General features: G+C 71.9%; 25 protein-coding genes. 16 read left to right on the top strand and 9 right to left on the bottom strand.

Annotation, left to right across the window (positions count from 1 at the left end; all coding sequences use genetic code 11):
* Window positions 1-419 precede the first annotated feature (419 nt).
* Entirely contained in the window at window positions 420-917 is a 498-nt protein-coding gene (locus tag ABD223_RS06820) for a hypothetical protein (protein ID WP_344035051.1), read from the top strand.
* 48 nt (window positions 918-965) lie between these two features.
* On the opposite strand, the gene ABD223_RS06815 is transcribed toward ABD223_RS06820, so the two are convergent.
* Entirely contained in the window at window positions 966-1,178 is a 213-nt protein-coding gene (locus ABD223_RS06815) for a hypothetical protein (protein WP_344035049.1), read from the bottom strand.
* Window positions 1,179-1,330: 152 nt separating this feature from the next.
* Here ABD223_RS06815 and ABD223_RS06810 point away from each other — a divergent pair, with 152 nt between their 5' ends.
* From ABD223_RS06810 to ABD223_RS06800, 3 genes are all read left to right on the top strand, one after another.
* The gene (locus ABD223_RS06810) at window positions 1,331-2,215 is read left to right on the top strand and encodes a bile acid:sodium symporter family protein (protein WP_344035048.1); all 885 of its coding nucleotides are present in this window, start codon (window positions 1,331-1,333) and stop codon (window positions 2,213-2,215) included.
* Window positions 2,216-2,280: 65 nt separating this feature from the next.
* Window positions 2,281-3,138 carry a helix-turn-helix domain-containing protein gene (locus ABD223_RS06805; protein WP_344035047.1) on the top strand — a complete coding sequence of 286 codons (858 nt, stop codon included), beginning with the start codon at window positions 2,281-2,283 and terminating at the stop codon, window positions 3,136-3,138.
* Window positions 3,113-3,337, top strand: a complete 225-nt coding sequence (locus tag ABD223_RS06800) for a DUF397 domain-containing protein (protein ID WP_344035046.1) — start codon at window positions 3,113-3,115, stop codon at window positions 3,335-3,337. Before ABD223_RS06805 ends, ABD223_RS06800 begins: the two co-directional genes overlap by 26 nt.
* A 24-nt stretch (window positions 3,338-3,361) precedes the next feature.
* Here the strand turns inward: ABD223_RS06800 and ABD223_RS06795 are convergent, their stop codons facing one another.
* Window positions 3,362-4,309 (bottom strand): EamA family transporter, encoded by a 948-nt coding sequence (locus ABD223_RS06795; RefSeq protein WP_344035045.1) that lies wholly within the window; start codon window positions 4,307-4,309, stop codon window positions 3,362-3,364.
* Window positions 4,306-5,073: a lysophospholipid acyltransferase family protein gene (locus ABD223_RS06790; protein WP_344035044.1), complete on the bottom strand. Its 768-nt coding sequence runs from the start codon at window positions 5,071-5,073 to the stop codon at window positions 4,306-4,308. Before ABD223_RS06790 ends, ABD223_RS06795 begins: the two co-directional genes overlap by 4 nt.
* A gap of 130 nt (window positions 5,074-5,203) precedes the next feature.
* Between ABD223_RS06790 and ABD223_RS06785 the strand changes: the two genes are divergently transcribed.
* Window positions 5,204-7,744 (top strand): FtsK/SpoIIIE family DNA translocase, encoded by a 2,541-nt coding sequence (locus tag ABD223_RS06785; RefSeq protein ID WP_380645669.1) that lies wholly within the window; start codon window positions 5,204-5,206, stop codon window positions 7,742-7,744.
* Between the two features lie 117 nt (window positions 7,745-7,861).
* Here the strand turns inward: ABD223_RS06785 and ABD223_RS06780 are convergent, their stop codons facing one another.
* The 3 genes from ABD223_RS06780 to ABD223_RS06770 all read right to left on the bottom strand — a co-directional run bounded on the left by ABD223_RS06780 (window position 7,862) and on the right by ABD223_RS06770 (window position 10,131).
* The gene (locus ABD223_RS06780) at window positions 7,862-8,323 is read right to left on the bottom strand and encodes a phospholipase (RefSeq protein ID WP_344035043.1); all 462 of its coding nucleotides are present in this window, start codon (window positions 8,321-8,323) and stop codon (window positions 7,862-7,864) included.
* 397 nt (window positions 8,324-8,720) lie between these two features.
* Window positions 8,721-9,569 (bottom strand): MerR family transcriptional regulator, encoded by an 849-nt coding sequence (locus ABD223_RS06775; protein ID WP_344035042.1) that lies wholly within the window; start codon window positions 9,567-9,569, stop codon window positions 8,721-8,723.
* A 61-nt stretch (window positions 9,570-9,630) separates the two neighbouring features.
* Complete coding sequence (locus ABD223_RS06770) at window positions 9,631-10,131, bottom strand: amino-acid N-acetyltransferase (protein ID WP_344035041.1); 501 nt, start codon at window positions 10,129-10,131, stop codon at window positions 9,631-9,633.
* 332 nt (window positions 10,132-10,463) lie between these two features.
* On the opposite strand from ABD223_RS06770, the gene ABD223_RS06765 reads away from it, so the two are divergent.
* From ABD223_RS06765 to ABD223_RS06725, 9 genes are all read left to right on the top strand, one after another.
* Window positions 10,464-10,643, top strand: coding sequence for a hypothetical protein (locus tag ABD223_RS06765; RefSeq protein ID WP_344035040.1), 180 nt, complete (start codon window positions 10,464-10,466; stop codon window positions 10,641-10,643).
* Window positions 10,644-10,787: 144 nt separating this feature from the next.
* Window positions 10,788-11,489 (top strand): helix-turn-helix domain-containing protein, encoded by a 702-nt coding sequence (locus tag ABD223_RS06760; RefSeq protein WP_344035039.1) that lies wholly within the window; start codon window positions 10,788-10,790, stop codon window positions 11,487-11,489.
* Between the two features lie 85 nt (window positions 11,490-11,574).
* Window positions 11,575-12,951: a 30S ribosomal protein S12 methylthiotransferase RimO gene (gene rimO / locus ABD223_RS06755; RefSeq protein ID WP_344035377.1), complete on the top strand. Its 1,377-nt coding sequence runs from the start codon at window positions 11,575-11,577 to the stop codon at window positions 12,949-12,951.
* Entirely contained in the window at window positions 12,948-13,532 is a 585-nt protein-coding gene (gene pgsA, locus ABD223_RS06750) for a CDP-diacylglycerol--glycerol-3-phosphate 3-phosphatidyltransferase (RefSeq protein ID WP_344035038.1), read from the top strand. The genes rimO and pgsA overlap by 4 nt, the downstream gene beginning before the upstream one ends.
* A 67-nt stretch (window positions 13,533-13,599) precedes the next feature.
* Window positions 13,600-14,058, top strand: a complete 459-nt coding sequence (locus ABD223_RS06745; RefSeq protein ID WP_344035037.1) for a CinA family protein — start codon at window positions 13,600-13,602, stop codon at window positions 14,056-14,058.
* 156 nt (window positions 14,059-14,214) lie between these two features.
* Window positions 14,215-14,637, top strand: coding sequence for a helix-turn-helix domain-containing protein (locus ABD223_RS06740; protein ID WP_344035035.1), 423 nt, complete (start codon window positions 14,215-14,217; stop codon window positions 14,635-14,637).
* Between the two features lie 314 nt (window positions 14,638-14,951).
* Window positions 14,952-15,827, top strand: a complete 876-nt coding sequence (locus ABD223_RS06735; RefSeq protein WP_344035034.1) for a PspA/IM30 family protein — start codon at window positions 14,952-14,954, stop codon at window positions 15,825-15,827.
* A 16-nt stretch (window positions 15,828-15,843) separates the two neighbouring features.
* A complete protein-coding gene (pspM, locus tag ABD223_RS06730; protein ID WP_344035031.1) occupies window positions 15,844-16,650 on the top strand; it encodes a phage shock envelope stress response protein PspM in 807 nt (268 codons plus the stop codon).
* 311 nt (window positions 16,651-16,961) lie between these two features.
* The gene (locus ABD223_RS06725; protein WP_344035030.1) at window positions 16,962-18,206 is read left to right on the top strand and encodes a uracil-xanthine permease family protein; all 1,245 of its coding nucleotides are present in this window, start codon (window positions 16,962-16,964) and stop codon (window positions 18,204-18,206) included.
* A 10-nt stretch (window positions 18,207-18,216) separates the two neighbouring features.
* Here ABD223_RS06725 and ABD223_RS06720 read toward each other — a convergent pair whose 3' ends face one another.
* Genes ABD223_RS06720 through ABD223_RS06710 form a run of 3 tightly spaced genes read right to left on the bottom strand, consistent with a single transcriptional unit; the run spans window position 18,217 to window position 20,908 of the window.
* Window positions 18,217-19,242: a quinone-dependent dihydroorotate dehydrogenase gene (locus tag ABD223_RS06720; protein ID WP_344035029.1), complete on the bottom strand. Its 1,026-nt coding sequence runs from the start codon at window positions 19,240-19,242 to the stop codon at window positions 18,217-18,219.
* A gap of 10 nt (window positions 19,243-19,252) precedes the next feature.
* On the bottom strand, window positions 19,253-20,050 hold the full coding sequence (locus tag ABD223_RS06715) for a DNA-formamidopyrimidine glycosylase family protein (protein ID WP_344035028.1): 798 nt from the start codon (window positions 20,048-20,050) through the stop codon (window positions 19,253-19,255).
* 21 nt (window positions 20,051-20,071) lie between these two features.
* Complete coding sequence (locus ABD223_RS06710) at window positions 20,072-20,908, bottom strand: ParA family protein (RefSeq protein WP_344035027.1); 837 nt, start codon at window positions 20,906-20,908, stop codon at window positions 20,072-20,074.
* Between the two features lie 34 nt (window positions 20,909-20,942).
* Here ABD223_RS06710 and ABD223_RS06705 point away from each other — a divergent pair, with 34 nt between their 5' ends.
* Window positions 20,943-21,665 carry a class I SAM-dependent methyltransferase gene (locus ABD223_RS06705; protein WP_344035026.1) on the top strand — a complete coding sequence of 241 codons (723 nt, stop codon included), beginning with the start codon at window positions 20,943-20,945 and terminating at the stop codon, window positions 21,663-21,665.
* Window positions 21,666-21,746: 81 nt separating this feature from the next.
* Entirely contained in the window at window positions 21,747-22,331 is a 585-nt protein-coding gene (shbA, locus tag ABD223_RS06700) for an RNA polymerase sigma factor ShbA (protein ID WP_344035025.1), read from the top strand.
* Window positions 22,332-22,376 lie beyond the last annotated feature (45 nt).

Here is a 22,376-nt window from a genome sequence, read left to right as displayed (position 1 = left end):
GTGGGAGCCGGCACGCCCCGTAGCCGGTTCGGGGGTGCGCAGACCCGGGCCGGCTGTGGTGGCACCCGATCTGCGGACAGGCGCGCGAGGGTTCCGGCGGTCCGCCCTCCTCGCGCGGACGTGTACCTGCCAGCGGCTTCACCACCGCGATGATCTTCTGGCCACCGGTTGGAAAATTTCGGCCGGTCCGAAGTGGTGCCGCGCCGTGCGCGCAACGGCCGCCCGGGACGTGACGTACGGGCGATCCGTGCCTTTCCTCCCGGTCGCGCGCCGAACGGGCGGCACTCGATCGCCGCATTTACCCGGAAATGATCCCCTCCCTACCGTTGTCGCCGGGAGACGTCCGGTTTCCCGGATCTGCGACCGGATTGTCGAGGGAATTCATGGGAAGAATTCTTGAGCGGGGACCGGCTGCCCTCGTGGCGAAGGTGGCCGCCTCCGCGCTGGCGGTCCTGGCGGTGGTGGCGCTCGCTCCGGCCGCGCGGGCCGGGACCGCCGGGCCGAGGTCGGTCGTCACCTCGTCGGGCGTGACGCTGTCGGCCTCGCGTCCCGATGTGTCCGCGCAGGTCAGCGAGCACACCATCACCAACGGGTCCTGGTCGTGCCGCCTGCGGGCGGGCAACCCGAGCCGGTGGTTCGGCGGCACGGGCGGTGGGGTGCAGGGCGTCGGCTGGCTGACCTGCACCGGCGGTGTCGTCATGCCCCAGTTGGAGATTTTCGTCGGCCTCGCCCGCAACAACGCGTTGGTGAACATGACGACGCGCCACGACACCAACACGACCACCGTCAACTCCGTCGCTTCCGTCTCGCCTTATGTGCGCGCGAGCTACCTCACGGCCGCGATCGGGTTCGTCCAGTGGCCGGACGGCACGGTCAGCGAGTTCCCCGAGGTGCAGAGCCCGGTTTTCACGATCTGACGTGCGGGCCCGCCGGTCCACCGCCCAGGGGGTGGTGGACCGGCACGGTCACCAGGGCATCGGCTCGTCCTCGGGGCCCTCGGCCACGATGTCGGCGAGCGCCCGGTCGCCGTCCAGGCCCTTGAGCGAGTGGATCTGGGCGTGCGAGTAACCGGCCGCCATGAGGTCCCGGATGTCGTGCAGGTCCGGGTGGTGCGGCATGAGCCGTTCCATGTACTCGATGAGCGTCAGGCTCTCCCGGGGTTCCTTCTCGTCGGCCATGGCGTTCCCTCCTCCGCGGGTGCGCTCCAGCCTGCCGGTACGGGGTGCGTTCGCGCCGGGCAACGGGGGAGAAGGTTCGGGTCGATCGCGGTGTGACCATCCAAGAGGTGCGTCGGTAGAGATGTCGAGCCGATCCGGAAGGCGGGCAGGCCATGAGTGACGGTGCGGTGCTCCTGCTGTTCCCCATCACCGTGGCGGTGATCATGCTCGGGCTGGGGCTCACCCTGACCCCGGGCGACTTCCGCCGCGTGGTGCGCTACCCGCGGGCGATGGTGGTCTGCCTCGTCTGCCAGATGCTCGTCCTGCCGGCGATCTGCCTGGCCCTCGTGCTCGTGTTCGGCCTGCGGCCGGAGTTGGCGATCGGCATGATGCTGCTCGCCGCCTCGCCGGGCGGCAGCACGGCCAGCCTCTACAGCCACCTGTTCAAGGGCGACCTGGCGCTCAACATCTCGCTGACAGCCGTCAATTCCGTGTTGGCCATGTTCACCCTCCCCGTCATCGTCAACCTGTCGGTGGCCGGGTTCCTCGGCTCGGACAGCTCGATCGGCCTCCAGTTCGACAAGGTCGTCCAGCTGTTCGCCACGGTCCTGGTGCCGATCACCGTGGGCATGGTCCTCCGCGCGCGGTTCACCGCCGCCGCGCTGCGCCTGGAGCGCCCGGTGAAGGTCCTGTCGGTGGTGGTGCTGGTCATGATGATCGTCAGCGTCATCAGCGGCCTCGGCGAGGACGTGTTCGCCATCCTCGGCGAGATCATCGTCGTGGTGGTGCTGTTCAACCTGTTCGGCATGGTCATCGGCTACTTCGCCCCGCGCCTGCTGGGGGTCGGGCAGCGGGAGTCGATCTCGTCCGCGTTCGAGATCGGCCTGCACAACGCCACCCTGTCGATCGCGATCGGCATGAGCCCGACCCTGCTCGGCAACACCGAGATGGCCATGCCGTCGGTGACGTACGGCTTCGTCATGTTCTTCACGGCGGCTTTGTTCGGCGTGGTCGTCGCCAAACGGGCCGCGCGATCGGTACCGCTGGTACAGGGGTGATCCCTTGGGGTGGAATCGGCCGAGTTGAGTGGAACCCGCTGGTCAGCGCGTCCTAGCTTGCCCGCATGGAACACAGGACGTCCAACGCGCTCAGTCGCGAACTCGGGGACGCGCTGCGCCGGGCCCGGCGCGACGCGCAGCTCAAGACCGCAACGTTGTTGGCGGAGTTGGGGTGGTCGCCGGGCAAACTGTCCAAATTGGAGACCGGGACCAGGGGCACCAGCACGGACGACATAGCTCGGTTGGTCGGCCACATCCGCGCCGAGCCGGACATCTATGAGCACATCATGGCGTTGGCGCACGAGCCGCCCAGCGGGTACTACACGAGGCCGCACGACGTCGCGATGCCTGACAGCCTCCGGATGTTGATAATGCACGAGCAGATGGCCAAGTCGATCCGCTCCTACGAGACCATCGTCGTCCCGGGGCTGCTCCAGACCGCCGACTACGCCCGGGCGCTGATGGGGGAGGGGCCGGAAGTCGATCAAGCCGTGGTGGATCGGATGATCCGACAGGGAGTCCTCGACAAGCCGCTCGCCCCGAGGTGCCGGTTCTACATCTACGAAGCCGTGCTGCACCGCGTGATCGGCGGTCCGCAGGTGATGTACGAGCAGATGCTGCAACTGCTCTTCCGGGGCGGGGTGTACCTGATCCCCTTCACCGCCACGCTCCCGCGCTCGCTGAACTCGCCCTTCACCTACATGACCTATGCCGATCACTTCCCGATCACCTACGTCGAGTGCGGGGCGGCGTCGCTGTTCCTGGACACCTTCGAGGCGACCAGGGCCTACCAGCAGAGCTGCAACGACCTCGCGCGAGTGGCGTTGAGTGAGGAACAATCGCGGTCGGTGTTCGCCAAGTGGGCGGACCGCTTCGACCGACTGCGGGAGGCCGCCGGTGCGACAAAGGACGAGGTGGCGTAAGAGCAGCTACAGCGAGGGCGTGGGCACGAACTGCGTCGAGGTGGCGTGGCATAAGAGCAGCTACAGCGGAGATGTGGGCTCGGACTGCGTCCAAGTGGCATCCGCGTCCGAAGCCGTAGGCGTGAGGGACTCCAAGAACACCACGCCGCAGTTGGCCTTCACCCCCGCCGCCTGGCGGGCGTTCCTCGCCAACCTCTGACCTATCTAGGACAGTAGGGCGATGTCAGATAACAGATGGCAGATTTTGTTTTCTGTCATCTGTTGGAGAGTGGTTGTTGCGGGCACTGGCCACCTGGACCACGGCCGCGCCGGTCAGCAGGACCACCGCGCCGGTCAGCTGCACGGCGGTCAGCGCCTCGCCCAGCAGCCACCACGCCAGGGCCGCCGACACCACGACCTCCAGCAGTCCGATCACGCTGGCCACCGCCGACGGCAGGTGGCGCAGCGAGAGGATGCCGGTCAGGTAGGCCACGACGGTGGAGAACAGGGCCATCACCACGAGCAGGAGCCACGACGGACCCAACTCCGTCGGCAGGGTCACCGGCGTCGACCACGGCGGGCTGAGCACGGCCAGGACCACCGCGCCGAAGAGCATCCCGACCGCCGTCACGCCGAACGGGTCGGCCCGGCCCGCCGCCCGTTCGCCCAGCAGGTAGTAGGCCGCCAGGCACACGGCCGAGGCGAGGGCGGCCACCACGCCGACGGTGTCCAGGCGGGGCGTCCGCCACACCTCGCCCACCACCGCCAGGCCGGTGACCGCGATCGCCGTGCCCCACCAGACGGCGGTCGGCAGCACCGTGCGGCGCACCAGGCGCACCCACAGGGCCACCAGGACCGGGGCGGTGAACTGGAGCAGCATCGCGATGCCGACCGGGATGCGCGACGCGGACACGAAGAACAGCAGCGGCGCGCCGACGACCGCGAACAGGCCGTAGCCCAGCGGCAGCGCCCACCCGCCCAGGCGGGAACCCGGTGCGCCGAACCACAGGGCCCGCGGGCGCAGCACGGCGGTGCCCACGAGCAGCACCACCGCCGCCAGGGCGATGCGGGCGCTGGTGACCTGGGCGGGTGCCGCGCCCGCCGCCATCACCGGTTTCGCCAGCACGCCCGAGGTCCCGAACGCGATCGAGGACAGGACCGCCAGGGAGGTGCCGCGGCCGAGTCCGTTCACGGGCGCCAGGGGCTGGAGCCGGTGGTGGGGCGCGTCGGGTCGTGGAACCTCGGCAGGTCCGGCTCGTCGGCTCGCAGCGGCACCAGGCCTTCGGTGATCGCGCGCATGATCCGCTCGTGCGCGCGGCGCGCGTGGCCGGGTTCGCCGTACTCCAGGTCGGACAGGTCGACGGGCTCGCCGAAGTGGAGCTTGAAGGTGGGGCGGCGGCGCAGGCCGCGCACGTAGGAGGTCAGGTACGGCTTGGCGTCATCCCAATTCTGGACGCGCGTGTTGCCCCAGTAGACGGCCTCGTGCGCGCCCCACTGGCTGATCGGGACGACCGGGACGCCGCCGCTGAGCGCCAGCCGCGCCGCACCGGTCTTGCCCCGTTCCGGCCACAGGCCCGGGTCGAGGCTGATCCTGCCCTCCGGGTACATGGCGATGGGGCCGCCGCGCTTGAGCGCTTCCACCGTGCGGTGGTAGGCCTCGCCGGCGTTCGCCGACGAGCGGTCGACCCGCACGTGGCCCGAGGCCTTCAGCGCGGGACCCAGGACGGGTGCGTCGAGCAGCCCGCCGGCGAGCAGGAAGCGCGGTGAGACACCGATCTTGCGGCACGCGGCGATGAGCACGAACGGGTCGAGGTTGCCGATGTGGTTGGACGCGAGCAGCAGGGGACGGCCCTTCAGGTCCGCCGGGATGTCGCCGGTGACTTCGAGTCGTCCGCTGAGCCCGACGAGCGCTTCGTCGATGGCGGTCAGCACGCGCCACAGCAGTGGTGTGGACACAGCGGGCAGGCTACGGCGTGTCGAGGCGTCGGCGCACCGGGTTCCGGGCGACGATGGTCGTCGAGCAGCGCACGTCACGCCTCGCGTGACAGGTGGGGCGGATGGGGCCTGAGGGACTACCGTACACACCATGGCCGGCCGATCGGGGACCTCGCGCAAGGGCACGACCCGCAGCAGATCATCGGGGGCGAAGCCCGGTGCGGGCGCGTCCGGGTCGGGCGGCGCGCGGTCCGGTGGTGCGCGGTCCGGTTCGCGGTCCGGTGGCGCGAAAGCGGGTTCGAGGGCGGGTTCCGGTCGGGGCGCGTCGCGGGTGGCCAAGCGGCCGGGTCGCCGGTCCGGTCCGCCCGGTGGCGCGTTCGGCATGTTGTGGGGCTGGCTCAGCCGGGGCACCGGGACGGTGGTGAGAACGGTGGTCCGGAGCAAGGAGATCGACCAGGAGCACCGCCGCGACGGGTTGGGGCTGCTGCTGATCGTCCTGTCCGTGATCACCGCCGCGGGCGTGTGGTGGCAGGCGGGCGGCCCGGTGGGGCAGTGGGTCGACGTGGCCGTGCGCAGCTCGGTCGGCGGGCCCGCGGTGATCGTGCCCGTGGTGCTGCTGGGCGTCGGCATCACGCTGATGCGCAACGACCCGAACCCGGAGTCGAGACCCCGGCTGGTGTTCGGCGGCGTCCTGGTCGGCGTCGGTTTCCTCGGCATGTTCCACCTCGTCGGCGGGCTGCCCTCGGACCCGGTGGCGCGACGCGACGCGGGTGGCGCGCTCGGGTACCTGTCGGGAGGGTTCCTGGCGCAGGGCCTGACGCCGTGGGTGGCCGGCCCGGTGCTGGTGTTGATCTTCGTTTACGGGTTGTTGCTGCTGCTGCACGTGCCGGTCCGGCAGGTGCCCGCCCGGCTCTCCGGGATGCTGCACCACCGCAAGGCCGACAAGCCCGCGTTCGAGGGCTTCAGCGACGACGAGGAGCCGGACGAGGAGCCCGTCGAGGAGAGGCCCGCCAAGCCGCGCCGGTCGCGGGCGACCCGGCGCATCGCCGTGGAGGAGCCCGACGAGCAGCCCGAGCTGCCGCTGGGCGAGGAGCCGCCGCCGGCGCCGGTCGCGCCCAGGGCCGTGCCGAAGGTCAAGGCGAAGGCGGAGCCCGAGGTCCCCGCCGCCGCGAAGGACTCGGCGATCATGGTCCGCGCGGTGGAGGGCGACTACCGGTTGCCGCCGCCGACGATCCTCAAGGACGGCGACGCGCCGAAGACCCGCAGCAAGGCCAACGACCAGATGATCGAGGCCATCACCGGGGTGCTGGACCAGTTCTCCATCGACGCCCAGGTCACCGGGTTCACCCGGGGGCCGACGGTCACCCGGTACGAGGTCGAGCTCGGCCCCGGCGTGAAGGTCGAGAAGATCACCGCGCTGACCAAGAACATCGCGTACGCGGTGGCGACGGACAACGTGCGGCTGCTCGCGCCGATCCCCGGCAAGTCGGCGGTCGGCATCGAGGTGCCCAACAGCGACCGCGAGATGGTGCGGCTGGGCGACGTGCTGCGCTCGCCGTCCACGGTGAAGGACAACCACCCGATGGTCGTCGGGCTGGGCAAGGACATCGAGGGCCACTTCGTCACCGCGAACCTGACCAAGATGCCGCACCTGCTGGTCGCGGGCTCCACGGGTTCCGGCAAGTCGAGCTTCGTGAACTCGATGCTGGTGTCGCTGCTGGCGCGGGCCACGCCGGACGAGGTCCGGATGATCCTGATCGACCCGAAGATGGTCGAGCTGACGCCGTACGAGGGCATCCCGCACCTGATCACGCCCATCATCACCCAGCCGAAGAAGGCCGCGGCGGCGCTGTCCTGGCTGGTGGAGGAGATGGAGCAGCGCTACCAGGACATGCAGGTCAACCGGGTGCGGCACATCGACGACTTCAACCGGAAGGTGCGGTCGGGCGAGATCGCCGCGCCGCCGGGCAGCGAGCGGGTGTACCGGCCGTACCCGTACATCATGGCGATCGTCGACGAGCTGGCCGACCTGATGATGACCGCGCCCCGCGACGTGGAGGACGCGATCGTCCGGATCACGCAGAAGGCGCGTGCGGCGGGCATCCACCTGGTGCTGGCGACGCAGCGACCCTCGGTCGACGTGGTGACCGGTCTGATCAAGACCAACGTGCCGTCGCGGCTGGCGTTCGCGACGTCGTCGCTGACGGACTCGCGGGTGATCCTGGACCAGCCGGGCGCGGAGAAGCTGATCGGCATGGGCGACGGGCTCTACCTGCCGATGGGCGCGGGCAAGCCGGTGCGCATCCAGGGCGCGTTCGTCGGCGACGAGGAGATCGCCGAGATCGTCAACTTCACCAAGGAGCAGGCGCAGCCCGAGTACACCGACGGCGTGACGGCGGCGAAGGCCGGTGAGAAGAAGGAGATCGACGCCGACATCGGCGACGACCTCGAACTGCTGCTCCAGGCGACCGAGCTGATCGTGACGTCGCAGTTCGGGTCCACGTCGATGTTGCAGCGCAAGCTGCGGGTGGGTTTCGCCAAGGCCGGGCGGCTGATGGACCTGCTGGAGACGCGCGGGGTCGTCGGGCCCTCGGAGGGGTCCAAAGCGCGGGACGTCCTGATCAAGCCGGAGGAGCTGGCGTCGGTGGTCGAGATGATCCGCGGCGGCGGCTCGGCGGACGTCGAGGACTGAGGCGGCGCGGACCGCGGGGTCGGCAGGCAGGGCTTGCCGGGCCGGGCCGGGCTCGGCGGAACCGGATCGGTGGAACCGGATCGGCGGGCCCGGTCGTCGGGCCCGCCGATCACCGCGTCACCGGTTCAGCAGCTGCTGCACCTGCGCCGCGGTGGCGCTGGCGCCGAACTCGCGAACGGCGGTGTAGTACAGGTCGGCGGTCCGGTTGCACGCCCAGTTGCCCGCGCACTGGTTGTACATGTCCGACTTGAACTTGTTGTCGATCGTCAGCCGGGTGCTCTCGGTGAAGCGGCCCTGCCTCTTGTAGTTCCGGTAGCCGAAGTCGTGGCGGTGGCAGGCCGGGAGGAACTGGAAGCCGAACGGGTTGTCCGGCGACCAGGAGCAGCCGTCCGAGGACCAGTCCAGCTGGTCGCTGTAGGGCGCCTGGGACTTGATCGAGCTGAACTGCCCGAGCGATTTGGTGAACAGGTAGTCGTCGGTGACCGCCGGGGCGTTGATCGCCGCCTGGCCGAGGCCGGAGCCGAGCAGCAGGGCGGCTGTGGCGAGCGCGGCGGCGAAAGCGTTGCGCAGGGTTTTCATGTGTTCCCCTCGTTGCACGGGCTTGGTGATTTTCTTACCCGGCGGGGAAGTGGTCGCGACAGCCCCGATCGGCTCACGCGGTGTCGACGACGGGTGAACGTCCGGTTGCGGTGGATGGCCGCGGTGAGCCGGGCCCGGCCGGTTGGGCTCACCGGGTGCGGCCAGCGGGTTTCGCGTCCGCCGCGCCTGCCGGGAGGTGGCGGGTCGGTTCGCGCTGGGCCGTTCGGCGGGCGGTGGACCGGAGTGGCGCGTTGGTCTTCTCAGGCCAGTTCCGGTTGCTTCGCCGGGGTCGGGGGAGGGGTGGGGAAAGGTTCGGTCCCGGCGCGGGTTTGTTCGCGTTCAACGGTTTCCCGCTGAATTCGCGGCTACTTCTCCGGGCTTCGGCGGGTTCCGGCGGTCACCGGGGCTCGTCCTGGTCGCCGTGGTCGAGGAAGCGCTGGATCGTGGGCTCGTCCGGGACCTCGTCGTCCTCGGGCGTCTCGACGAGGCGCTCGGCGATCGGGACCGGCTCGTCGAGCCAGGCGGGCCGGAAGTCGTCGCCGGGCACCAGCTGGTGGCGGCGGGCGAACTCCTCGGCGGCGTCGCGGATCGACTCGCGCAGCGTGCCGATCACGGCCGTCTCGGCGGTGTAGGTCAGCTCGACCAGCAGGGCGCGCATCCGGTCGAGCTGGTCCTCCTGGTCGGCGTTCTCGGCCAGCTGGGGCCACAGGTGGCGCTCGAAGACGTCGACGAAGTTGGCCGCGATGGCGTCGGTGGACCGGCGCAGGTCGGTGAAGCTGTCGAGCACGTCGTCGCTGGGCACCAGCAGCGCGGCGAGCCTGTTGCCCGCCTCCAGCGCCCACCGGCGGGCGTGCGGCCAGCCCCGCCGCCAGCGGATCAGGCCGAGCTGGGTGGCCTTGGTGATGATGCTCGGGCGGACGTCGCCGAACGGCACCAGGCGCCGGATGTCACGGACCCGGACGCGGACCCAGTCGTCGGGGCCCTCCGCGTCGCCGACGCCCAGCACGGCCGCGACGCTGGCGCCGTCCTCGCGGGCCTTGACCAGCTCGGCGATGGCGGGCAGCGAGAAGCCGCGCGACTGGAGGCGCTGCACCAGCGCGAGGCGTTCGAGGTGGGAGGCGTCGTAGTAGGCGACCCGGCCCTGCCGGCGCGGCGGGTGCAGCACGCCCTTGGTCCGGTACATGCGGATGGTGCTGCCGGGCAGGCCGACCCGGACCGCCAGCTCGTCGACCGTCAACTGCTCCACGACCCCAGCTTCGCGCTTGAGGTTCGCAGAGTCAACACTGTTCGAGTTTTGACTAGAACAGTCAGAGGTGCATGAGCATTCGCGTGTTCCCGAGGGTGTTCGGCTTGACGTAAGAGAGGTCGAGGAACTCCGCGACCCCCTCGTCGGCCGACCGCATGATCTCCTCGTAGACCTCGGGCGACACGGGCGTGCCGTCGATCTCGACGAAGCCGTGCCTGCTGAAGAAGGACGTCTCGAAGGTCAGCACGAAGATCCGCTGGAGCTGGAGCTCGCGCGCGGTCTCGATCAGCCTGCGGACGATGCGGTGCCCGATCCCGCGCCCGCTCTGCGCCGGGTCGACGGCGACCGTCCGGATCTCGGCCAGGTCCTCCCACAGGACGTGCAGCGCGCCGCAGCCGAGGACCGTGCCGCCCTCCTCCGCCACCCAGAACTCCTGGATGTCCTCGAACAGCGTCACCAGCGGCTTGGACAGCAGCACCTTGCCGGCGTACTGGTCGATGAGGGCCTTCATCGCGCGCACGTCACCGGTGCGGGCGCGACGCACGTTGATCGGGTCGGTCACGGCGACAAAAGTATGCCCCCGCGCGGGCGGGTCGTCACCGAGGTGAGGCAGGTCGCGCGGAAACGGGCGGACCCCCGCGCCAACGGGGGTCCGCCCACCCCGTGCCCGGCCGGTCCGCTGGCGTGCCCGAGGTCCGGACCCGATGTTATCCGCGCAACCGTTGTTCCGGGGCACCCGGTCTTCGGCGAATCGGACGCTTTTGGACGCGCGCCACCTGCATTGATGTCGAGACGTGCGCGGATCGGCGTCACACCGGTGATTCGTCCTCGAAACGCTCGTGGACGCACTTGGACCGATGTGCGCCCGGCCGAGGACGGAGTTGGACGGTCGAGTTGGCCCGGGACGAGTCGCCGGGTTTCGCCGGGTGGCTGTCGGCCGGCGGGCACACCCTCCCCGTCGCGGCGGGCGTGGCGCTCCTGGTCGTCGTGGTCGTGGTGGCGACGGCCAGGGCGAACCCGGCCACCGCCCGGCGGTGGGCGTCCCGGCTCGTCGACCCGTCCGAGCGGCTCTGAGGAGGGGTGACCGGCGTGGCCGAGCGCCGAGAGGAACGGCGCCTGCGCCCGGCGGACGTGTTCAACCGGGCGATCGCGAAACTCCTCACCGAACACCGGGCGAGAGCAACCGCCGATTTCCAACAGGCCCTGGAGGAAGGGCGATTGCTCGCTTGGCCCCTCTACACCGAGGTGTTGTTCGGACTGGGACTCGACCTCGACCGCGCGAACGCGGTCAAGGCCCGCTACCGGGCTGCCGCGGAGTCGACCGTCGACCGCTCCCGGCCTGAAAGCGCGCCGGTGCGGTCGATGGAGGACGTCGAACTCCGGGCGAGGAACCCGGCGGAATTCACCGAATTGCTCAGGACCGTCCAGGGGCGATCCGGTCTCACCCCACCCGGGATCGGCAGGTCGGCGGGCATTCCGCGCAGCCAGGTCTACTCGATGACCAGGAGCGGCAGGCTGCCGACGAAACGCGCGCAGCTCGAATCGTTCCTGGTGGTCTGCGGCCTGCCCGAGGCGCAGGTCCGCCTGGTGATGAACCTCTGGGTCGAACTGCGGCAGCGCAAGCGGGACCGGGCCGCGGTCCTCGGCTCGCTCGTCGAGCCGGAGCTCTGGCGCTCGAAGTGGCTCGACCCACCCGACGTGGTCGTGGCCGGCGTGGTCACCGGCACACCGGGGACGGGGAAGAGCGCGCTCCTGGCCAGGCTGGTGCGGGAATCGACGGAGCCCCCGGCCCGGCGCCGCGTCCTGGTCGTGAGCGGCTCCCACGACCAGACCCACTCGTGGATCCGGCGACTGGAGGGGCTCGCCAACGGCGACGACGACCCGCCGGACCCCCTGCCCGCCGCACCCCGCCGGACCTGACCGCGGAACGGGCCGGCAGGCCCGCCCGCCGGCGCCGGTTACCCTGAGCACCGTGTCTTCCCCCACCACGTCCAAGCGCGTCGCCATGCTGACCCTCGGCTGCGCCCGCAACGAAGTCGACTCCGAGGAACTCGCCGGCCGCCTCACCGCGGGCGGCTGGGAGCTGGTCGACGACGAGGCCGACGTGGTGGTGGTCAACACCTGCGGCTTCGTGGAGTCGGCCAAGAAGGACTCCGTGGACACCCTCCTCGCCGCCGCCGACAGCGGCGCCAAGGTGGTCGCCGTCGGGTGCATGGCCGAGCGCTACGGCTCCGAGCTGGCCGACAGCCTGCCCGAGGCGAACGCCGTCCTCGGCTTCGACCACTACGGCGACCTCGCCGACCGCCTGGACGACGTGCTGGCCGGCAAGGCCGTCGAGTCGCACAAGCCCGTGGACCGCCGCACCCTGCTCCCGCTCACGCCCGTGCAGCGCCCGCAGGCCGCGACGGACGTGCAGGTGCCCGGCCACGGGTGGGGGCCCCGTGTGCTGCGCACCCGCCTGGAGGACACGCCCGTCGCGCCGCTGAAGATCGCCTCCGGCTGCGACCGCCGCTGCTCGTTCTGCGCGATCCCCTCCTTCCGGGGCGCGTTCGTCTCCCGCCACCCCGACGAGGTGGTCGCCGAGGCGATGTGGCTGGCCGAGCAGGGCGTCCGCGAGGTCTTCCTGGTCTCCGAGAACTCCACCTCCTACGCCAAGGACCTGCCCCGCGAGCTGGGCGGCCTGGAGCAGCTGCTGGCCAGGCTGGCCGCGGTGCCCGGCGTCGACCGCGTCCGCGTCTCCTACCTCCAGCCCGCCGAGACCAAGCCCACCCTGGTGCGGGCCATCGCGACCACCGACGGCGTGGCCGACTACTTCGACATGTCGTTCCAGCACTCCAGCGAGCCGGTGCTGCGGCGGATGCGCCGGTTCGGCTCGACCGAGTCCTTCCTGGCCCTCGTCGAGCAGATCCGGGCGCTCGCGCCGCGCGCGGGCATCCGCAGCAACGTCATCGTCGGCTTCCCCGGCGAGACCGAGGCCGACGTGGCCGAGCTGGAGCGCTTCCTCACCGAGGCGCGCCTCGACGCGGTGGGCGTGTTCGGCTACTCCGACGAGGACGGCACCGAGGCCGAGGGCCTGCCGGACAAGCTGGACGCCGACACGGTCGCCGAGCGGGTCGCCCGCATCTCGAACCTGGTCGAGGAGCTGACCGCGCAGCGCGCCGAGGACCGCGTGGGCGAGGAGGTCGTCGTCCTGGTGGAGGCCGAGGAGGACGACGAGAGCGACTGCGTCGGCCGCGCCGCGCACCAGGCGCCCGAGGTCGACGGCGAGTGCGTGATCACCAACGCCGACGGCCTGCGGGTCGGCGACCTGGTCCGCTGCCGCGTCGACGCGGCCGAGGGCGTCGACCTGGTCGTCTCCGCGGTCGAGGTGCTCCCGAGGTGACCGAACCCGCGCGCGTGCCGGTGCTGAACATCGCCAACGTCCTGACGATGTCCCGGCTGGTGCTCGTGCCCGTGTTCCTCTACTTCCTCTTCGCCGAGGACGGTCGCCAGTTCTGGTGGCGGTTGGCCGCGTTCGGGGTGTTCGCGGTCGCGTCGGTGACCGACCACGTGGACGGCAACCTGGCCCGCAAGCTCGGCCTGATCACCGACTTCGGCAAGATCGCCGACCCGATCGCGGACAAGGCGCTGACCGGCGCCGCCCTGGTCGGCCTGAGCCTGCTCGGCGAGCTGCCGTGGTGGGTGACGGTGGTCATCGTGGTGCGCGAGCTGGGCGTGACGCTGCTGCGGTTCTGGGTCATCCGCCACGGCGTGATCCCGGCCAGCCGCGGTGGCAAGGCCAAGACGTTGGTGCAGATCCTGGCGATCGGCCTGTACCTGCTGCCGCTGCCCGCCTACCTGGAGCCGGTGGCCCTGGTCGGCATGGGCTCGGCCGTGGTGCTGACGGTCGTCACCGGTGTCGACTACGTGATCCGCGCCTTCCGGCTGCGGGCGCGCGGCAAGCGGGCGGTGGCGGGGGCGTGAGGCCGGGGGGTCGTGGCCGGCGTGCCGCGGGCGCGCGGCAGGGGCGTGCGGCGTGAGCGCGGAGGACGTGGTGCTGGCGCTGCGCGAGCGCGGCGAGACGGTGGCCACCGCCGAGTCGCTGACCGCGGGCCTGGTCGCCGTCACCCTCACCGAGGTGCCCGGTTCCAGCGCCGTGCTGCGCGGCGGCCTCGTGGTCTACGCCACGGACCTGAAGCACGAACTCGCGGGCGTGGACGCGGCCCTGCTGGCCGAGCACGGCGCAGTTCACCCGGAAGTGGCACGACAGCTCGCTGAGGGTGCCCGCACGCGCTGCGGCGCGACCTGGGGGCTCGGCCTGACCGGGGTGGCCGGACCTGCTCCGCAGGACGGCGTGGCGCCGGGCACCTTGCACGTCGGGTTGGCCGGTCCGCTCGGTTCGGTGACGAGAACGTTCACTCTGAGTGGTGATCGTCGGGAAGTGCGCGCGAGTGCCGCCGAAGCCGCGCTCACTCTGTTGCGCGAACACCTCAAGCTCCCGATCAGGTGATGTGACCAGCGAGTTTTCCGTCACACAACGCCGACAACACGGGAACTTGTCGGCCGGTTCACTCGTTCGCTCTTGGAGGACGTGTCCAGAACTCACTGCCCGTCGACGGGACGGGTCGGTAACGTGGTGGCACGGCCGGCCGGAAGGAGGCGCGCGATGACCGTGCTGCTGCGCGAGGCGATCGGTGATCGGCTCCGCCATGCCCGCACCACCCAACGCCGCACGCTGCGCGAGGTCTCCAGGACCGCGCGCGTGAGCCTGGGCTACCTCTCCGAGGTGGAGCGCGGCCGCAAAGAGGCGTCCAGCGAGCTGCTGGCCGCGATCTGCGACGCGCTGGACCTGCCGCTGTCGGAACTGCTGCACCTGGTCGCCTCGGACATCGGGGCCGTCCAGAAGTCCGTGACCAGCCCGGCCGAGCTGACCGAGCGGGCCGCGCCCGCCCCGTCGGGCCTGGAGGGCGGCACCATCGTGCCCGCGATGATCGGCAACGACCTGTCCGACCTGCGGCTCCAGCCCGTGCTCACGCACCGGCTGTCCACCTCGATCACCGAGCCGCGCGGCGCGGTGGTGGCGGCGTAACACCAGCGGACCTGCGACGAGCCGAGCCGGGAGCACCCGGCTCGGCTCTCGGTCGTGTCACGGGTGCCGGCGCCGCCGTCGGTCGTGTCACGGGTTGGCAACCACACGCCGCGCCCGCGCGTCAGGACGGGCGTGCCGGGGAAGCATCACATCGGCCGGCGAAAGTTCGGGGAGGACTCAGGGGGAACCCGGAGATCTCCCCCGGTCGGTGGAACCAGCGCGGCACAACTGGAACGATGGGACCAACAACAGCACCGGGTCGTTGCCAATCACGAGCGCGAGCCAAGGACGTGCGGAGAAGGCAGGCGTAGGAGATGGCCAACCCTTTCGCGAAGGCGTGGAAGTACTTCATGGCGGCTTTTTCGTCGAAGATCGACGAGCACGCCGACCCGAAGGTGCAGATCCAGCAGGCCATCGAGGAGGCGCAGCGGCAGCACCAGGCCCTGTCGCAGCAGGCCGCCGCGGTGATCGGCAACCAGCGGCAGCTGGAGATGAAGCTCAACCGGCAGCTCGGTGAGGTGGAGAAGCTCCAGGCGTCCGCGCGCCAGGCGCTGGTGCTCGCCGACGAGGCCAGGGCCAAGGGCGAGGAGCAGCGGGCGGTCGAGTTCGAGAACGCCGCGCAGTCGTTCGCGACCCAGCTGGTCACCGCGGAGCAGAGCATCGAGGACCTGAAGACGCTGCACGACCAGGCGCTCCAGGCCGCGGGGCAGGCCAAGCAGGCCGTCGAGCGCAACGCGATGGTGCTCCAGGGCAAGCTCGCCGAGCGCACCAAGCTGCTCAGCCAGCTGGAGCAGGCCAAGATGCAGGAGCAGGTCTCGCACTCGCTGCGCCAGATGACCGAGCTGGCCGCGCCGGGCAACACGCCGTCGCTGGAGGAGGTCCGCGACAAGATCGAGAAGCGCTACACCACCGCGCTCGGGTCCGCGGAGCTGGCGCAGAACTCGGTCCAGGGCCGGATGCTGGAGGTCCAGCAGTCGACCACGCAGATGGCGGGCTCGGCCAGGCTGGACCAGATCCGCGCGTCGCTGTCGGGCGGCAAGGTCGCGGGCGAGGTGACCGGCGGCCGGCCGGCGAGCGCGAGCATCCAGCAGGAGATCCAGCAGCGGGTGCAGCAGACGCAGGCGCAGCCGGCGCAGCCCGTCCAGCAGACCCAGCAGATCCCGCAGAACCCCCAGACCAACCAGGGCTGAGAGGATGGTGTCCGCGATGGATCCCCGGCGGAAGGCAGCCGGCGAGATCGTCCAGTTCGTCGGCGGTCAGTTGCAGGGACAAGTCGCGGACCAGGTGCGGCGGAAGGTCGCCGCGTGGAACGACCCGCGGGCGAAGCTCGACCGGCGCCACCGCCGGTCGGGCCGCGTGCTCACCTTCTGGCTGATCGTGCTGGCGCTGCTCGCGGCGCTCGGCACGCTCGCGGTGGCCGGTGTGGTGGCCCCGGAGATCGGCATCGGCGTGGCCCTCGGGTTCGCCGGCACCTCGGTGCTGGCCGTGCGGACCGGGCTGCGCAGGCGGGAGATCGACCGGGCGCGGCAGCAGCTCGCGGTCGCCCCGGTGCGCGCCCCGCTGCCCGCGCGGGCGTCCGCCGCCCGGCAGCCGATGGAGCGGCTGGAGGAGGCGGAGGACACGCTGCGGGAGCTGCTGCGCCAGCTCGACTCGGCGGCGCTGACCTCCGTGCCGGCCGAGTCGGTCGAGCAGGCGCGCCTCACCGGCGGCGAGGCCTCCGGCGCGATCCGCGCGGTGTCGCACCAGCTCCAGGCCGTGGAACGGGCGCGTGACACCGCTCCGCCGCTGGACCGCGGTCCGCTGGTGGACGGCGTGCGCAGGTTGCGCGAGCAGCTGGACGAGGGCGTGGAGGGCTATTGCGGGCTGGTGGCCGCGGCCGGCCGCGTGCTGGCCGAGAGCACCGCCGCCCACCCCGGCCAGGTGCTGGGCGAGGCGACCGACCACCTGGCCGGCCTGGCGGCGGGCCTGCGCGAGCTGTCGAGCTGGACCAGGACCGCGGACCCCGAGAGCTGAGCCCGCGCGCGGGCGCCCGGTCGAGCCGGGCGCCGGCCGCGCACCCCGGCGGGGTGAGCGCCCGCGCCGGGTGGCACGTCCGCGCACTGCGGTCAACCGAAGTCACGCCCTCGCCCCAGCGCGTCCATCTGCACGAACGTCGACTGCCTCACGTTGCGTAGCAGAGTTCGGCTGACTTGCCCGGATCGGTGGCGTACGCTGCTGCGATCGTGTGATTATCAGACCGTTACATGGGCTGAGCCGCTACATGGCGTGGCAGGATCCCTTGTCGAACAGCGTGGTTCGGCCTGATCGCCCGGGGAGGTCATTGCGTGGCGTTGTGGACCGTGCACGGCGATGGCCGCACCACAGACGGTGACGCCATCGCCCCCCAGGAGCGGCTGAGCTGGCCCCTCACCATCGGCTTCGGGGCCCAGCACCTCGTCGCCATGGCCGGCGCCACCCTCTTCGTGCCCGCCACCACCGGTCTCCCGGTCAGCACCACCCTGCTGTTCTCCGGCGTCGGCACCCTGCTGTTCCTGGTGATCACCCGCAACCGGGTGCCCAGCTACCTCGGACCGTCGTTCTCGTTCATCGCGCCGCTGTCCGCGGCCCGCGACGAGGGCATCGCCGCGCAGCTCGGCGGCGTGCTCGCGGCCGGCCTGCTGGTGATCATCATCGGGATCGCGGTGAAAGCCCTGGGCGTGCGGCTGCTGGAATCGGTGATGCCGCCGATGGTGACCGGGGCCGTGGTGATCATCATCGGGCTGGACCTGTCCGGTCGGGCCACGGAGTCGTTCGCCCTCCAGCCGCTGCCCGCCGTCGTGACCGCGGGCGTCATCCTGCTGTGCGGGGTGCTGGGCCGCGGCTCGTCCTTCCGGTTCTCCGTGCTCGTCGGCGTGCTCGCCGGGTGGCTGCTCGGCCTGTTCTCGGGCCTGGTCGACACGAGCGGGGTCGGGCGGGCGGCCTGGTTCGGCCTGCCCGAGTTCCACGCGCCCGAACTGCGCCCGTCGGTCACCCTGCTGGTGCTGCCGGTGGTGCTCGTGCTGGTCGCGGAGACCGTCGGCCACGTCAAGGCGGTCGCCGCGCTGACCGGCCGCAACCTCGACGGCAGCGCGGGCGACTCGATCATCGCCAACGGCCTGTCCACCACGTTCGCGGGCTTCGGCGGCGGCTCCGGCACCACCACCTACTCCGAGAACATCGGCGTGATGGGGGTGACCAAGGTCTACTCCACGGCGGCGTTCGCGGTGACCGGCGTGGCGGCCGTGCTGCTGTCGTTCTCGCCCAAGGCCGCGGCGGTGCTCGACACGGTCCCTCCGGGCGTGGTCGGCGGCGCGACGCTGGTGCTGTTCGGCCTGATCAGCCTGGTCGGCGTGCGGGTGTGGATGGAGAACCGGGTCGACCTGACCAACCCCGGCAACGCGCTGGTCGGCGGCGCGGCCCTGGTCGCGGGCGTCGGCGACCTCACCCTGGAGCTGGGCGACATGGAGCTGAACGGCCTGGTCTGGGGCCCGCTGGTGGTGGTGATCCTGCACCCGCTGCTGCGCTGGCTGCGGGCCGCCCGGAAGGTCTAGCGCCGCCGCCTCAGCGCGCCAGCGACCGGTTGATCCTCCGCACCAGCCCCGGCCCCTCGTAGATGAAACCGGTGTAGAGCTGCACCAGGCTCGCCCCCGCCTCCAGCATGCGCTCGGCGTCGTCGGCGCTCGCGATGCCGCCCACCCCGATGATCGGCAGCTTCCCGTCGGTGCGCCTGCTGACGAACCGCACCACCTCGCGCGCCCGCGCGGCCAGCGGCCTGCCGCTCAACCCGCCGGCCTCGCCCGCCGACGCCCGGTCGGCCGGCGCGAGCCCGTCGCGCGACAGCGTGGTGTTGGTCGCGATCAGACCGCTCACGCCGTGGTCCGCGCACACCTCCAGCAGCTCCCCGATGGCCTCGTCGGTCAGGTCGGGGGCGATCTTGACCAGGATCGGCTTGGGCGTGGAGCCGCCGGCCAGCTCGCGCGCGGTGTCGTTCAGCCCGGACAGCAGCTCGGTCAGCGCGCCCCGGTCCTGGAGGCCGCGCAGGCCGGGCGTGTTCGGCGAGCTGATGTTGACCGCGAAGTAGTCGCCGAACCGGTAGAGGGCGCGCAGCGAGGCCTGGTAGTCGCCGACGGCCTCCTCGACCGGGGTGACCTTGGACTTGCCGAGGCTGATGCCCAGCGGCACGGACAGCGGCCCCAGGCGGGCCAGCCGGTCGGCCAGGGCGTGGGCGCCGTCGTTGTTGAAGCCCATCCGGTTGATGATCGCCTCGCTGGCGCGCAGCCGGAACAGCCGCGGCTTCGGGTTGCCCGGCTGCGGGTGCCTCGTCACCGTGCCGACCTCGACGAACCCGAACCCCAGCGCGCCCCACGCGGGCAGCGCCCGGCCGTTCTTGTCCAGGCCGGCGGCGAGGCCGACCGGGTTGGGGAACCGCACGCCGAACACGGTGCGCTCCAGCGCGGGCCTGCGCGTGACGAGCCGGGCGGCCGGGCTCAGCCTCTCCATCAGCCCGAGGGTGGTCTCGTGGACCCGCTCCGCGTCACCGCCGTGCACCCGGAACAACGCCTTGCGCACCACGCTCTTGTAGACCACGGCGGCAACCCTAAGCGATCGGTCCCGGTTGGCAGCGCGGGCACCAGTACGCGGGACGCTCCAGCACGCCCTCGCCCTGCCCGCCCACGCGCACCCGCGCGCGGCAGCGGAAGCACGGTTTGCCGGTCCGCTCGAACACCCAGTGCTGCCTGCCGCGGCGCAGGTCGCCGGTGGTGCTCTGCTCGGGTCGCCACGCGTTGACCAGCAGCAGCTTGCGGGACAGCCGCACCGCCTCCGCCGGGTCCACCGCGGACACCGGGCTCCACGGCGACGCGCCCAGCAGGAAGCACACCTCGGCCTTGTAGAGGTTGCCCACGCCGGCCAGCACGCGCTGGTCGAGCAGCGCCACGCCCAGTTCGCGGTCCGGGTCGGCGGCCAACCTGCGCGCGGCCTCCGCCTCCTGCCCGGCGTCCCAGCCCTCGCCCAGCAGGTCGGGCCCCAGGTGGCCGACGAGCCGGGACTCCTGGTCGGTCGGCAGCAGCTCCAGGTCGTGCAGCGAGAACCCCACGGCGACCCGGTCGGGCACCTCCAGCACCGCCCGCACCTGGTGGCCCGGCCGCCGCCAGCGGTCGCCGGGCCGGTAGAGGTGCCAGGCCCCGTCCATGCGGAAGTGGCTGTGCAGGCTCAGGTCGCCGGAGAACCGGGTGAACAGGTGCTTGCCGACCGACCGCACCCCCAGCACGTCCCGGCCGCCCAGGTCCGCGGTGGCCCACCGGGGGTGGCGCAGCTCACCGCGCAGCAGCGTCCGCCCGGCCAGCGCCTCGTCCAGGCGGCGCCCGGCCAGGAAGACCGTGTCACCCTCGGGCACCGGCGCCCGCGCTTCCCGGGGTCAAGCGTCCACGGCCTCCTGGATCTCGTCGTCGTCGAAGTCGTCGTGCGAGGGTCGCCGGCGGCTGCGGCTCATCCGCAGGATCCGGGCCAGCAGCAGGTTGAACGCCAGCGCCACCTCGCGCGCGCCGGGGGTACCCCACTCGTGGATCGGCATGCACGCGCCCTGCGCCTGCTGCACGGCCAGCCGGTCGGGCATCGCCACCGGCATCACCAGGGGGCCGAAGATGTCGCGCAGCTCGTCGATGCGGAACTGGTGCTCGTGCGACCGCGGCCGGACCCGGTTGACCACCACGCCCAGCGGCTGGAGCTCCGGGTTGTGCGCGCGCTCGGACTGCACCGCCTCGAACGCCCGCTGCACGCCCGCCACCGCGAACATCGTGGGTTCCGTCACCAGCAGCGCCCGGTCCGCCGCGACCAGCGCCGACCTGGTCAGCTGGCCCAGCGACGGCGGGCAGTCGAGCAGCACCAGCTGGTAGGGCTCCTCGGCCTCCTTGAGCAGGCGCAACGCCTCGCGCAGCCGGCCGAGGCGGGCCTCGTTCGGGTCGGGGTGGTTGAGCGACTCGGCGTCCTCGGAGCCCACCAGCACGTCCACGCCCTCGCCCCACCCGCTGGGGGAGATGGCCTCCCGCAGCAGGTCCGCCGTGGGTTCCTTGAGCACGTCGTAGACGCTGGCCCCGGTTTCCTCGGGTTCCAGCGTGGAGGTGGCGTTGCACTGCGGGTCGAGGTCGATGACCAGCGTCCGGACCCCGCGCCGCAGCGCGGCCGACGCGAGACCCAACGCGACCGTCGTCTTGCCTACGCCACCCTTGAGGCTGAGCACCGCCACCGTATGCACAACGTGCAGCCTACGACCCTTACGCTCTGGTGCCATGCGACCGGACGCCGTACACAGGGTGCTCGACACCGAGCTGGCCGCCGCGCGGGACCGCCGTGGCGGTGAGCCGCCGAGGGTGCTCGACGTCGGTGGCGGCAGCGGGGTGTGGGCCGTGCCGCTGGCCGTGGCCGGGTGCTCGGTGACCGTGGTCGACCCGAGCCCCGACGCGCTGGCGACGCTGCACCGCCGGGCCGTCGAGGCGGGCGTGCTGGACCGGGTCACCGCCGTGCAGGGCGACACCGACGTGCTGGACCAGGACGCCTCGGCCGACCTGGTGCTGGGCCACGGGCTGCTGGAGGTCGTGGACGACGCCGCCGCCGCGCTGGGCGCGCTGGCCGCCGCCGCGGCGCCGGGTGGCGCGGTGTCGGTGCTGGTGGCGAACAGGTTCGCGGCCGTGCTGCACCGGGCCATCGCGGGCCGGCTGGTGGAGGCCCGGCAGCTGCTGGACGACGAGGCCGGGCAGCTCCCGGGCACCCGCGACCCGCTGCTGCGCCGGTTCGACGCGGCGGGGCTGGAGGCGCTGGTGTCGGCCGCCGGCTTGGAGGTGGAGCTGGTGCAGGGCCACGGCGTGGTGTCCGACCTGGTGCCGGGCTCGGTGCTGGACGCCAACCCGGGCGCGGCCGACGCGCTGGCGGAGCTGGAGCTGGCCGCGGCGACCAGGTCGCCGCTGCGCGACGTGGCGGCGCGGTTGCACGTCTTGGGCCGAAAGCCCGGCTGAGTGCGGTAGAACGGTAGGCATCCGCCGCCTACCGCAGAGGACCGCTGACGTGGGAGACCCGCTTTTACCCGGAGCCCGGTGATGACCGCTCCGGCGCCCGACGAGCTGGAAGACCGGGTGCGCGCGGCCGTCGCGGGTGACCGGGTCGCCGCCGCGCGCCTGCTGGCGGCCGTCCGACCGCTGGTCGTGCGCTACTGCCGCGCCCGCGTGGGCCGGCACGAGCGCTCGTTCGCCTCCGCCGACGACGTGGCGCAGGAGGTGTGCCTGGCCGTGCTGACCTCGCTGCCCTCGTACCGCGACCACGGCCGGCCGTTCCTGGCGTTCGTCTACGGCATCGCCGCGCACAAGGTCGCCGACGCGCACCGCGCGGCGCTGCGCAACCGCGCCGAGCCCGTGCCCGAGGTCCCCGACACCCCGGACGACGCGGCCGACCCCGAGCGGTGGGTGCTGCGGGAGGAGCTGTCGCGCAAGCTCGGCGAGCTGCTGCGCGTGCTGTCCGAGAAGCAGCAGGAGGTCCTCCTGCTGCGGGTGGTGGTCGGCTTGTCGGCGGAGCAGACCGCCGCGGTGGTGGGCGCGACGCCCGGCGCGGTCCGGGTGGCGCAGCACCGGGCGCTGTCGCGCCTCCGCAAGGAGGTCGAGCGCTTGCCGTGGATGGCAGTCACGTAGCGTGTCTGGTTACATAGCGCTACCAATGGTGGTATCCCACTACGC

This window comes from Saccharothrix xinjiangensis (assembly GCF_039527585.1).
GTDB classification, from domain to species: domain Bacteria; phylum Actinomycetota; class Actinomycetes; order Mycobacteriales; family Pseudonocardiaceae; genus Actinosynnema; species Actinosynnema xinjiangensis.
The sequence above is the reverse complement of the archived record's forward strand: the minus strand, read 5'-3'. Positions and strand labels throughout refer to the sequence as shown.